Origin of the sequence: Methanoculleus taiwanensis, from assembly GCF_004102725.1 — an archaeon.
GTDB lineage: Archaea > Halobacteriota > Methanomicrobia > Methanomicrobiales > Methanoculleaceae > Methanoculleus_A > Methanoculleus_A taiwanensis.
Genome location: NZ_LHQS01000002.1, coordinates 391,130 through 403,909, shown reverse-complemented (window position 1 = coordinate 403,909; position 12,780 = coordinate 391,130). Strand labels below are relative to the sequence as shown.

Below are 12,780 nucleotides of genomic sequence, written 5' to 3'. Positions count from 1 at the left end.
AAGGGCTGCCGAAGAGGTGCTCGGACTCTTCAGGAGGTCACCTGCGAAGGATCCCGGCGATCTTCCGGCTCGCGTCCCCGTCTCCGAAGACCGCCCGTTGCTTCCCGGACGGGGCGAAATCGCGGACTGCGTCGGTGATCGCCGCCGTATCGGTGCCGACGAGGACGTTCCAGCCATCCTCGACCGTCTCCACCCACTCAGTATTCTCACGGAGGGTGACGCAGGGCACCTCGAGCAGGTAGGCCTCCTTCTGGACGCCACCCGAATCGGTGAGGACGAGCCGGGCGCCGGCGAGCAGCCGGAGCATATCGAGGTAGCCGAGCGGTTCGACGAGCCGGACGTGCGGGGCGGCGGCGAGCCGGTCGTAGAGGTTGTACTCCCGGAGGTACTTTGCCGTCCGGGGGTGCAGCGGGAGGACGAGCGGCTCGTCGAGGGCGATGAAGGCGTCGACGATGCTACCGAGTGCCCGTGGATCGTCGGTGTTGCTCTGCCGGTGCACCGTCGCGACGAGGTACTCCCCCTCAGCGAGGTCAAGTGTTGTAAGAATCCGCGACCGCTCTTCCGCGATCGTCCGGTTGAAGAGGAGCGCGTCCAGCATCACGTCCCCGACGAGGTGGACGCCCCCGGTCACGCCCTCAGCTGTGAGGTTTTTCACCGCCGTCTCGGTCGGGCAGAAGAGGAGATCCGCGACGTGGTCGCTCACCACCCGGTTCACCTCCTCGGGCATGCTGCGGTCGAAGCTCCGGAGGCCCGCTTCGACGTGGGCGACCGGGATATGGAGCTTCGCGGCGGCGAGCGACCCGGCGAGGGTCGAGTTGGTATCGCCGTAGACGAGCACCAGATCCGGCTCCTCGTTGATAAGGATGTCCTCGATCGCGGCGAGCATCGCCCCGGTCTGGCGCCCCTGCGAGGCGGAGCCGATGGCGAGGTTGTAGTCCGGCTTCGGGATGGCGAGCTCGTCAAAGAAGACCGCCGACATCCCGTGGTCGTAGTGCTGCCCGGTGTGAACGAGCACCTCCTCGTGGCGGCACCGGAGCTCCCGCGAGACCGGGGCGCACTTGACGAACTGCGGGCGGGCGCCGACGACCGAGACGATCTTCATCCCTTCACCGGATGATTGTTCTTGTCGCCCCGGCCGATCCCCTTGTAGACGAAGCCTGCGCCGATGAAGGCGTCGGGATCGGCGACGTTCCTGCCGTCGACAAGCACCGGGTGCTCCTGCCCGGTCAGGTGCTTCACGCGGGCCGGGTCAAGCCTGCCGTAGAGATCGTGGCCGGCGAAGATCGCGATCGCATCGGCGCCGGCGAGTACCGCGTTCAGATCGGTCTCAATCGGGACGCCGACGTCGTCTTCGACGAACGGATCGTGGACGGTGACCGTCGCCCCGGCCTCGGTCACGAGATCGTAGAAAGGTTCGGCGGGGGTGTTCCGGGCATCGCCAGAGTTTTTGATGAACGCCCAGCCGAGGAGGGCAACTTTCGCACCGGCGAGGGGCTTATCCACCCGCTCGAGCCCCTGGCGGGTCAGGGTCGCCATGTGCCGGGGCATGAAGTCGTTGATCGAGCGGGCGACACCGAAGATCGACTCCTGTCCGTGGGGGTAGTCGAGGTCGCCGCCGAGCATCTGCGCCCCGCGTTCGAGGTGCCAGGTATCCTTCGTCAGGCAGTGCCCGCCGACCCCGGCGCCCGGCCAGAGAATCGCCCGGGTGATCCCCTCGCCCTTCAGGGAGTCGACGCCGGCGCGGACGTCGTAGACGTTGACGCCCATCGCCTCGCAGTGCAGCGCCAGCTGGTTCGCGGCGGCGATCTGGAGGTCGCGGAAGGCGTTCTCGGCGGTCTTGGTCACCTCGGCGGCGGTGGCGGTCATCGGGATGATTTTGCCAAGCGTCAGCACCGGCCGGTAGAGCTCGATCGCCCGCTCGGTCGAGACCGGATCGATCCCGCCGACGATCCGGTCGTGCTCCCGGATATTCCGAAGCAGCCGGCCGACCATCACCCGCTCGGGGGCGTGGGCGAGGGCGAAGTCGATGCCGGCGGCGAGCCCGGACTCCGCTTCGAGGATCTCCTTCGCCATGCCGGTCGTGGTGCCGGGGGTGATCGTCGACTCGAGGACGACGAGCGTGCCCGGCGTCAGGTAGCGGCCGGTCTGGCGGAGGCCTTCGACGAGCGGAGTGAAGTCGGGGATCAGATCTTTCGGGTTCGCAAACGGCGTCTGGATCGCGAGGGTGACGGCGTCGCACTCGGCTACCAGCGAGAAATCCGCAGTGCACCGGAACGTGCCCGCGTCCACCGTCTTTTTGATGAGGTCTTCGAGCCCCGGCTCCTCGCCCTTCAGGGGGAGCTCGCCCCGGTTGAGCATATCGATCTTGTAGCCGGAGGAGGGAGAGTTTCGCTGGAAGCCGTAGACCTGCTCGATAGACGAGACGTCGGCGAAGAGGACGGCCGCCGGGATCCCGACGTAGCCCATGCCGATGACGCCGACCCGGCGGATCGGGCCTCGTGCGTCGATGCGTGATTGTAACGGAGATGTCATGGTGGTACCTGCTCACGATGCCCGGGCGATCTCCTCGCAGATCGCAAGGTTCGCCGCCGCCTGATCGGGGGTGATCGGGAAGGGTTTGTTCTGCCGTGCGCAGTCGAGGAAGGTCGCAAGCTCGACCTTCAGCGGTTCGACCTTGTTGACGAGCACCTTCTCGATGATATTTTCCTGGACGTAGCGCTCGTTCTCGGAGGAGTAGCGTTCGGGCTTCCGGTAGACGTAGACCTCCTGGGTCATGAAATCGCCCTCGATCGTCATATCCTCCTGCTCGATGTAGACCGACCGGATCTTCTTTGAGGATTTTCGGCTCGCCGAGAGGTAGACCGGCGTCTTCCCGAAGGTGAAGAGGGCGCTGCAGACGTCCGCGGTGCCGCCGGTGGTGAGAGTATACTCGCCATCGAAGAGGACGTTGCGCATGATGTCGATGTCGTGGATCATCAGATCCTCGACGACCGAGGCGTCCGTGATCCGGCCTGAGGCCGGGTTGTGCCGCTTGAACTCGACGTAGAGGGGCGTGTCCATGATCTTGCGGATCTCCTCGACGATCGGGTTGAACCGCTCGATGTGCCCGACCCCGACCGTCAGATCGTCCGGGATCTTCGCGAGGAGTTCCCGGCTCTGCGCCGCCGTCGAGCAGATCGGCTTTTCTATCAGCAGCGAGACACCCTGCTCCATCACCTGCTCTGCGATAGCGTGGTGGTAGGCCGTCGGGACACAGACACTCACCGCCTCCACACTCCCGAGCATCTCGGCGAGGCTCGAAGAGACCTCGGCACCGTGCTTCCGTGCAAGGCCTTCTGCCGCCTCCCGGTTGAGATCGTACACATACAGTGAATCGACGCGTTTTAACTCGGAATAGATGCGGACATGGTTTCTCCCCATGACACCGACACCAATAACACCTACATCCAAACAGATTCCCCCCGGTTTATCGATCGAGCTCCGGTTGTGTCAGATGAGATCTGCATAGCATAAAATAATTGTTCTGATTGGCCGTTTCGGAACGGAAATGGGGAGATCCGGATCCACACCTCGTGGTCGCCGTCTGACCGGACGGCAGCATCCCAACCAGTGCACTCCGGGAGGTCGGGCGGCGCTACCCTTCGCCTCCACGATGGCGATCTCCCCGGCCAGAATGCATCAGATCGAGGGGCATGGCACTCACAATACCGGCGTGAAGAGAACATAACAACCGGAAACACGAAATAAGCCTCATTAAAAGGAGGGATACTGCCTTCAACATGCAGAGGTGCCGGAACCCCCCTATGGAGCCACCAGGATGCCCCGAATACCCCAACACCGATTCATCCGAAATTCGTGCAAAACCGGGATCCCCGCCTACCCTGCAGGCTTCCGGACTCAGGGAATACTAAAAAATCAGGGAAAGTAATATAAAGGTGCCGGACAATCCTGACGGCGAGGAGCGGCCCTGTGGATCTTGACTTGCACATTCACTCAAAGTACTCCTACGACTCTTTTGCAAGTCTTCAGAGAATATTGAAAACAGCACGCAAGCGAGGGATCGAGGTCGTCTCGATCACCGACCATAATACAATGGCAGCATATGCACGCTCTGATCTGAAGAAAGAGGCACGGCGATACGGTATCACCGTCATTCCGGGGATGGAAATATTGACCGATCGCGGCGATATCATCGGGCTGTTCCTCGCGGAGGAGATTGCACCGCGGTCATTTGACGAAACCGTCCGGGCGATCCGGGCTCAGGACGGCATCGTCCTCCTTCCCCACCCCTACCGGAGACGCGGCGACCCCGCAGCGCTCGTGCCTGATGTTGACCTCATCGAAGTGATAAATGGGCGGTCGCGGATGGAAGGAAACAGCAGAGCGGAAGCACTCTGTGCCGCCGCAGGGAAGCAGCCGGTAACCGGCAGCGATGCCCATGCATGCTTTGAGATCGGCAGGGTGGTGACGCGGATCGACGCTGACGGCAGCGACCCGGAAGACGTCCGCAGAGCGCTGCTCTCTGCCCGAAGGAGGTGCATCGGCATTCCCCGGCAGTACTATCTCTCCCACGGCATGAGCCGCTGCATGGCCAGAATAAAGCAACTGGTGAACGTATGAAGGTGTTTGTCACAGACGGAGGGGAGCGGGCAAGTCTGGCCGTCGTACGGTCGCTCGGGAGGAGTGGCGTCGAGGTTCACGCAGGAGAGCACTACCGCCTCTCCGCCGCATCGCTCTCGAAGTACGTGACAAAGAGCGTCGTTCACCCTGACCCGCAGGAGGATTGCCACGCCTACATCGACTGGCTGGAAGACTTCCTTGCCCGGGAGGAGTACGACGTCCTCTACGCGACACGGGAGATAACCACGCTCCCCATCTCGTACTACAAAAAGAGGCTCGAACAGTACACCCGGGTGCCGTTCCCGGACTACGACCGGATGCTGCTGACCCAGGATAAGGCGAAGACGTTCCGGCACGCGATAGAAGCGGGCGTTCCCATTCCGAAGACCTACTTTGTCGAGAGCATGGATGAACTCGAGGCCGTCGCAGAGGAGATCGAGTACCCCGTCGTCGTGAAGTCGCGCTCAAAGACGATGTGGAACGGCGGCAGACCCTTCACCCTCAAGGTGCAGGCCGAGAACTATGTGCGGGATCCGGGCGGCCTTGCCGAAATATCGTCGAAGATCCTTGAGAAGAGCGGAAAGATGCCCCTGATACAGGAGTATATTCCCGGCGAGGCCTACGGCGTCGAGATGCTCCTCCACCACGGCGAGCCGCGGGCGCTCTTCATGCACAAACGGCTCCGGGAGTACCCGATAACCGGCGGCGTCAGCACGATGCGGGAGAGCATCTACGACGAGCGGCTCGCCGAGCCCGCCCTCAGGCTGATGAAACACCTCCGGTGGCACGGGGTGGCCATGGTGGAGTTCAAGGTGGACGCCCGCGACGGCATACCGAAACTCATCGAGGTGAACGGGCGATTCTGGGGTTCGCTCGCACTGCCGGTCGCCGCCAGGGTCGATTTTCCCTACTACCTCCACCGGATGATCGTCGACGGCGACGTGCCCGTGAGGACCACCTACCCGGCAGGCGTCAGGTGCCGGTGGCTGGTCACCGGCGATCTGATGTGGCTCGCCTCCTCGCTGAAGACCGCACGGAGCAAGGCGGCGGTGGTGCGAGAGTTTATCCGATACCCATGTGCGTACGACGACATCCTCTCGTTCGACGACCCGCTCCCGATCCTCGGCACGATGAACGGCAGCCTCCGCGGCCTCCGGTATACGGTGCGACGGCTGCTGTCACGGAACCGGAGCGGGACAATGGGTGCCCGGTGCACGAAGGATCTCTAATCCGCCCGGCACGTAAAAAAGAGGGTGGCCGCCCTGCCAACCGTTCAATCTGCCTTGAACCAGGCCGCCGTCTCGGCAAGCCCTTCTTCGACCGTATACTGCGGGTCGTAGCCGAACGCTTCGCGGGCACGCGAGATATCGGCGAGCGAGTCCTTGATATCGCCCGCCCGCGGCGGTTCGTAGACCGGCGTTACCCGGACGCCGATGATATCCATCAGGATAGCGGCAAGCTCGTTTAAGCTGATCCGTCTGCCGCAGGCGATGTTGAAGACGCCCTCTGCATCGCTCTCCATCGCTTTGATGTTCGCCTGTACGACGTCCTTAACGAACGTGAAATCGCGGGTCTGCTCCCCGTCGCCGTAGATCGTCGGCGCCTCGCCCCGCTGCAGCCGCGTGATGAACTTCGGAATGACGGCGGCATACTCCGAGCCGGGGTCCTGCCGTGGGCCGAAGACGTTGAAGTAGCGCAGAAAGGCGGTCTGAAGCCCGTAGAGCTCCGAGAAGACCTTGCCGTAGTACTCGTCCGTGAGCTTTGAGACCGCGTAGGGCGAGAGGGGGTTTGGAGGCATGCCCTCGTGCTTCGGGAGGACGGGGGTATCGCCGTAGACCGACGACGACGATGCGGCGACGACTTTGCGGACGCCGCAGTCCTTCGCCGCGACGAGGACATTCAAGGTGCCGGTCACGTTCGCCTCGTTCGAGGTGATAGGGTCGTTCACCGACCGCGGGACCGAGGGGATCGCCGCCTGGTGAAAGATCCCGTCGGCGCCCGGGAAGAGATCCATCAGGAGGGTGAGATCGGTGATGCTCCCCTCGACGAAGGTCACCCGCTCGTTGCCGGCGAAGTGCTCGGCGTTCTCACGTCTGCCGGTGGATATATTGTCGATGATGACGACGTCGTGCTTCTCCGCAAGTGCGTCTGCAAGGTTCGACCCGATAAACCCTGAGCCGCCCGTAACGATGTATCGCATATCACACAGGATGGTCGTTCTTCCATTTCATTCTTACTCCCCGGAGATGGGCGATAAACCGGATACTGCACTATGGGATCGTGCACCGGCACGATCGGCAGGTTCGCCCGGGATCGCATGGGCGCCGGCGAGGGATCCGCCCGCCAACCCCCGTCAATATAGCAGTATCCGGTTTATCCATCACGATCGATCACTCGTCGCGCTTGCCATCCGAGAGCGGGAAGAACTCCCGGTAAACCCTTCTACGCTCGTCGATATCCGTATGGAGGTAGATCTCGGTCGTTTTGATCGAGGTGTGCCCGAGGTTCTCCTGCACGACCCGGAGGTTCTTCGAGCGGCGGTAGAGTTCGCTTGCGTAGGAGTGGCGGAGTTTATGCGGCGTGATCCCGTCGGGAGCGTACTTCTTGAAGATCCGCTGCACGGTGCGGGGCGAGAGGTGATTTCCCTGCTGGCCGATAAAGAGCGGGCCGACGATCCGGTTCCCGATATACCGCTCGACCTCGGCGAGCGTCTCTTCGTCGATGAAGACAATCCGGATCTTATCCCCTTTCCCCGTGACCCGGATAGTGTGCTCCTCGAAGTCGATATCCTCGACGTTGATCGTGCAGAGCTCCGAGACACGAACGCCCGTCGCGTAGATGAGCCGCACGATGAGCCGATCCTCGTCATCCTCGATCGTCCGGATGAGGCGGAGCACCTGGCTGTGCTTGAGGTACTTGAGCTCCTGATTCTTGATGCGGGGGCGGTCGATCCCGAGCATCGGGTTCGTCGTCACGGCGCCCTGCGCGTAGAGATAGGAGTAAAACGACGAAAGCGTCGAGATCACCCGGTGGAGCGTCCGGGGCTGATACTCCTGCCGCTCGACGAGGTAGGAGAGGAAGTCCGTGACCAGTGCCGCCGAGACCTCGACACCCGCATCGAGCCGGGCGTGCCCGAAATCCCTCTCGTCAAACGACCCGGCATCCCCGGCGGCGGACCGCCGGAGCCAGACGTACCGGCCGAACTGCCGGACCGTCTGGTCGTAGCTAGCGACCGTTTTTGAGGAGTAATTCCGCATCCGGAGGTAATGCGCGAAGCGATTGAGCCAGTCGGAGAAAAAGCCGTTTTCCATCGACTATTTAGTCTAATCTCGACGCAGATAAACTTGTCGCAGAATATCTGTTCTGCGACACTTATTGATACGTCCGAAACACCGATCGTTACGGGCAGCGAGAGGGGCATCCGCCATGCCGCACCGAACGTCCCACCAACCCGGGAGGCCACGAGCGGGAGGCACGAAAGGGAGAGACATTCCAGGATTTGAGCGCTGCACCGACGAGATATCGCACCAGAAAAAGTATGGGATGGCCGTAACGGAGTTGATCGTGGTTCCGTTCATTGTTTAGGAGGTAACGGGGACTGTTTGCCCCACGGGATCCCGGGGATGGACCCCGAATAGAAGAAGGGCGCCCCATATTAAAATCCCCCGCCGTGCAGGGCGAAACTGAAACTGCCGGGGAACGACCACACCACCCGATGCAGGACCCCCCGATCGCCCACATATAAATGACCTTCACAGACGCGTTTTGAGGAAGGAACGGGCACACACCCACACAACAATACCTGAAAGGAGGAGATCTCCCGTCAGAAGTGCAATACGCGGACGCCCCCCCCGGGAGGGAGGAGCACCACGTGCGAGCAGACACGTCACCCCCAGTACATCCGGAGCGATGACCGCGAGATGACGACGAACCCATCCGCACCGCACATCGGGGAAACCGATCCATGCGAGAGGTCCAGTGACGACGTGTGGTTTTTACGGGAGCCCCCTTCCCGGTAGAGGCATTGCGAGAGCCGCAAACGAAGTCCCCCCGAGGAAAGGCAGCTCACGCACCCCGAATACTGTTCCGGAGCCCTACCCATTCACTCAAGAATAACGGCACCGAAGAGGAACACCCCGACGAGGTGATGGTAAACCCATCTGCGCTGCATACCCGGGGGAGCTGACCCCCAGCAGGACATCCAAGAGTGACATGCACCTTCTGCCAGGCCGTCCCCCAGCAGGAGGTATTCGGGGGAAACTCAGTCAAAATTCTCACAGAGGAAAGGCGACATTTTCGCCCCTTTCAGATACTGCCCCGAATCCAGCCCTTCCCAATGCATTCCAGAAAAACAGCACCAGGGATCATCCCACACCCCCCACGAGCAAGCACCCGGAGGACAGGAGCGACCGATCGCCACAGAGGAAAGGACGACCGAAGATATCGCCGAAAGACCAGAGGCAGATATCACCCAGAGGGGATTCAACAGAGCCCCACGCCCACCGTTTTGCGCGTAATCCCCAAAACGAGGACGAAGCGTATCCTGCGTACCCGGAGCGCCGGCCCAGCCCGACATGAGTGTCGGCATACCAAAGAAGACGCCCAAAAAGAACCCGCAGACTGAAGAAAGAAGCCACCCGCCCACAGAGAAGATGGGATCAGTTCCGGGACGAGAAAGCGGACGGCCAAGCAACCTCTGCCCCATGCCATCACACAGGGAGCGAGCCCCAGGAACTATCGAGACGAATGCAAACAATGCCGGAAAAAGGCATGGCGCCAGCCGAGACGCTCCGCACACCGCCCCGTTACCGTGCCTGCGGGCGAGGCCGACCCATTCGCTGACGACATCCGGAGTCCGGCGATCCGCATTACCACCGCCAGCAAGGCGCGAATGCTGCGATCCGGCAGAAACCGACCACCACATCGTTTCCAGCCGGACTGCAGCATACAACTTCACCCACCGGAGAGAGCAGAAAACCCGGAGGGCGCAGACCTCACCCCCCGAATAGCGCCACAGGAGTCTGCACCGGCACCCTGGGCAGGGAAACAGGCCGTGCGGAGGACCTGAGAGTCAGATGAGCCCCCAAAAACGTCAAAACGGCGGATCGGAGAGGGGAGACGGAGCCTGAAATCAGAACAGATAAACCACATGACGCTATATGTTATACAGGGGCAGCGAGGGCCGCGGTTCGTCCGGAGCCTGCAAGGAAGAAGCGACCACTTCCTGCCGGGAACCCGGCGGCAACCGCGGGGCATGGGCATATGACCGGCCTCGCAGATCCGGATACACCGTAGAGCGCTCTATCGGGAGAGCGAGGCGCTGATACGGGGCGAAAAACCAGCAGGATTGAATATCAGAACGTGCCAAGAGGGTAAGCAAAATGGAAGAACCTGTAGACCAGAAAGACCCGAAGAAGTATCAGAAGTTCAAGAAGGTCGACGGCGCCACCTACCAGCGGGTAAACCAGTTCCTGCGAAAACATACCTACATCACTGCCCGGGAATGGGCGATCGCCCGACTCTGTGCGGATTTCAAATCGACGAGCGGATCAGAGATGACCTTCATCGGCGAACACCTCCCCGAGCTCTGCCCGTTCATGGTCGAGACCTACTCGCCACAGGCGGTGAACCAGGCCAGGAGCGCTTTTAAAAAGAAGGTTAAGAAGGCCGGCGCAACATTCTTCTACGGAGCGATGTGCGGATTCTTCACCGCCGACGAGCTCGACGAGATCCTCTTCGAGGCAAGCGAGGTCGCACGGTTCCTCCTCGAGGTCGAAGGGACGTCGCTTGATATCGACGACGAGATCGATGTCGAGGATCGGATCACCGACGTGATGCGAGGCGTGGCCGAGGCCGCATCGGTCATCTTAAAGACCCGGACACAGCCCGGGGATTCAGACGAAGAGAACACCATCTCCGAAAGTGACGAAGAGGATACTGTATGAAGATCATCCACATTGTCGGCCTGTCGAATACCGGCAAGACATACTTTGCCCGCGAACTCATCGGCAGGCTAAAGGACCAGGGCAGCGTCGGTGCGGTCAAACACCTCGGCCACCACCCCTTTGCCCTCGAGGAAGGAAAAGACACGACGGAATACTATGAATCAGGGGCTGCTATATCTTGCGGTGTCGATGAAGAGAAGGCGGTCATGGTAACCCGCGAGGCGGATCTCGAGCAGGTCTTGAAGACGCTCTGCGACGCCGGAGTCGAGTACGCCATTGTCGAGGGGTTCAAGTCACGGCAGTTCCCGAAGATCGTCATGGGCGACCTTGCGGCTGAGAACGTCATCCTGCGAAACCCGACCGTCGACGAGGTCGTCTCGTCCCTCGACCGGTTCGAGGATTACTTCACGATCGAGGGGCTCGTCCGGGAACTCCGACGGGAGTGCGACACCACCCGTGCCGGTGCCATCCTCACTTTCAACGGCCTCGTCCGGGAATGGACGGACGGCGAGCGGACCGAGTACATGGACTTCGATGATAGCGTCGACGAAAAACTCAAAAGTATCAGAGCGGAGATGGAAGCGATCGACGGTATCATCGGCGTTCGGTTTCACCACCGGAAGGGGAGACTGTATGCCGGAGAAGATATAACGTATCTTGCTATACTGGCAGAGCGCCGGCATGAGGCCTTCGCCGCCGTGATCGCGGCGATAGACCGGCTGAAGCGCGAGGTTCACAATCCCGAGGAGACGGATACGGCATGAGCAACCAGAAACAATTATTCGGAACGAACGGCGTGCGGGGCGTAATCGGGGAGACAATGACCCCGGAGCTCGTCCTCAAGATCGGTGCGGCGCTCGGAACACTGCGGAAGGGACGGATCGCCGTCGGGAGAGACACGAGAACGTCCGGCGAAGCGCTCGTCCACGCCGTGAAGGCGGGGCTCCTGATGGTCGGGTGCGACGTGGTGGACCTCGGGGTGCTCCCGACCCCGGCACTCCAGTACATCGTCAGGCGGCACTTCGACGGCGGCGCCGTGATCACGGCCTCGCACAACCCGCCCGAGTACAACGGGGTGAAGATCATCGATGCCGACGGCACCGAGATGAGCGATGAGGATACCATCGCGGTCGAGAACCTGTACTTCTCGGGCACCTTCGCGGGATCGTCGTGGGACGGGGTAGGGAGCGAGGTCGTGGCGCACCACATGGTCGAGGAGTACATTCAGGGTATCGTCGACCTGTTCCCGCCCGGCATAGGCACCGGGATGACGGTGGTCGTCGACCCGGGGTCGGGCCCTGCCGCACTGACCACCCCGCTCATCCTCTCGCGGATGGGCTGCAGGGTGCATACTATTAATGCACAGATGGACGGCACCTTCCCCGGAAGACTGCCGGAACCGACCCCCGAAGGGCTCGCGGGTCTTTCGGAGATGGTTAAAAGCCTCGGTGCGGACTATGGGGTGGCGCACGACGGCGATGCCGACCGGGCGGTCTTCGTCGACGATAAGGGGCAGTATGTGGAGGAAAACCACGAGTTTGCCCTGATCACCGACTACGTCTGTAAACAGAGGAAGGGTATCGTGGTCACCCCGGTCAGCACCTCCCGGATCATCGAGGACGTGGCCGGAGCGAACGGATGCAGCACAGAATATACGCCCGTCGGAAGTATCTACGTCGCCAGGCGGATGCTCGGCCTGATCGAGGACGGCGTGAGCGTCGCCTTCGGGGGCGAGGGGAACGGAGGACTGATCTATCCAGACCACCAGTTCTGCCGTGACGGCGGGATGACCGCCGCCACGATGGTGGCGGTTCTGGCCTCCCGCCAGGGCGAGAAGCTCTCTACGGTGCTCGGCGGGCTTCCGGCATACCACTTCATCAAGGAGAAGCAGATGACCCCGGAGCCTGCGGCGATCGTCCGGGCGGTCGATGCGGCATTCCCCGACGACCGGAAGGACCGTACCGACGGCATCAAGATCGTCAGGGACGATGCCTGGGCACTCGTGCGGGCATCGGGCACCGAACCGATGGTCAGGATCATGGTCGAGTCGCGGGACAAAACAGTCGCCGAAACCTTATATCGCTCTATCAGACAGGTCATCGGCACCGGGTAATGTCCCCCGGCCCGGGAGTCCACCCCTTCTTTAACCCTTGGATCGCGGGGAGTGTCCCCCCGGGCATCGAAACCTGTAATGAGAGCGATTCAACGGCATTTG

10 protein-coding genes are annotated in these 12,780 nt (G+C 61.8%); 5 read left to right on the top strand and 5 right to left on the bottom strand.

The features are described from left to right. Positions 1-37 precede the first annotated feature (37 nt). From wecB to ABH15_RS06825, 3 genes are read right to left on the bottom strand one after another with little or no spacing between them, the layout of a single operon-like run. Positions 38-1,102 carry a non-hydrolyzing UDP-N-acetylglucosamine 2-epimerase gene (gene wecB, locus ABH15_RS06835; protein WP_128693618.1) on the bottom strand — a complete coding sequence of 355 codons (1,065 nt, stop codon included), beginning with the start codon at positions 1,100-1,102 and terminating at the stop codon, positions 38-40. Beyond that, positions 1,099-2,532: a nucleotide sugar dehydrogenase gene (locus ABH15_RS06830; RefSeq protein ID WP_128693617.1), complete on the bottom strand. Its 1,434-nt coding sequence runs from the start codon at positions 2,530-2,532 to the stop codon at positions 1,099-1,101. Before ABH15_RS06830 ends, wecB begins: the two co-directional genes overlap by 4 nt. Before the next feature lie 12 nt (positions 2,533-2,544). Continuing rightward, the gene (locus tag ABH15_RS06825) at positions 2,545-3,450 is read right to left on the bottom strand and encodes a Gfo/Idh/MocA family protein (protein WP_128693616.1); all 906 of its coding nucleotides are present in this window, start codon (positions 3,448-3,450) and stop codon (positions 2,545-2,547) included. A 519-nt stretch (positions 3,451-3,969) separates the two neighbouring features. Here ABH15_RS06825 and ABH15_RS06820 point away from each other — a divergent pair. Together ABH15_RS06820 and ABH15_RS06815 are read left to right on the top strand one after the other, a co-directional pair. Continuing rightward, on the top strand, positions 3,970-4,620 hold the full coding sequence (locus ABH15_RS06820) for a PHP domain-containing protein (RefSeq protein ID WP_128693615.1): 651 nt from the start codon (positions 3,970-3,972) through the stop codon (positions 4,618-4,620). Continuing rightward, positions 4,617-5,849, top strand: coding sequence for a carboxylate--amine ligase (locus ABH15_RS06815; protein WP_128693614.1), 1,233 nt, complete (start codon positions 4,617-4,619; stop codon positions 5,847-5,849). Before ABH15_RS06820 ends, ABH15_RS06815 begins: the two co-directional genes overlap by 4 nt. A 44-nt stretch (positions 5,850-5,893) precedes the next feature. Here ABH15_RS06815 and ABH15_RS06810 read toward each other — a convergent pair whose 3' ends face one another. After that, positions 5,894-6,820: an SDR family oxidoreductase gene (locus ABH15_RS06810; RefSeq protein WP_128693613.1), complete on the bottom strand. Its 927-nt coding sequence runs from the start codon at positions 6,818-6,820 to the stop codon at positions 5,894-5,896. Positions 6,821-7,010: 190 nt separating this feature from the next. Beyond that, entirely contained in the window at positions 7,011-7,931 is a 921-nt protein-coding gene (xerA, locus tag ABH15_RS06805) for a site-specific tyrosine recombinase/integron integrase (RefSeq protein ID WP_128693612.1), read from the bottom strand. Positions 7,932-10,001: 2,070 nt separating this feature from the next. Between xerA and ABH15_RS06800 the strand changes: the two genes are divergently transcribed. Genes ABH15_RS06800 through glmM form a run of 3 tightly spaced genes read left to right on the top strand, consistent with a single transcriptional unit; the run spans position 10,002 to position 12,678 of the window. Next, positions 10,002-10,565: a DUF5806 family protein gene (locus ABH15_RS06800; protein ID WP_128693611.1), complete on the top strand. Its 564-nt coding sequence runs from the start codon at positions 10,002-10,004 to the stop codon at positions 10,563-10,565. After that, a complete protein-coding gene (gene mobB, locus ABH15_RS06795; protein ID WP_128693610.1) occupies positions 10,562-11,329 on the top strand; it encodes a molybdopterin-guanine dinucleotide biosynthesis protein B in 768 nt (255 codons plus the stop codon). The genes ABH15_RS06800 and mobB overlap by 4 nt, the downstream gene beginning before the upstream one ends. Next, a complete protein-coding gene (glmM, locus tag ABH15_RS06790) occupies positions 11,326-12,678 on the top strand; it encodes a phosphoglucosamine mutase (protein ID WP_128693609.1) in 1,353 nt (450 codons plus the stop codon). The genes mobB and glmM overlap by 4 nt, the downstream gene beginning before the upstream one ends. Positions 12,679-12,780 lie beyond the last annotated feature (102 nt).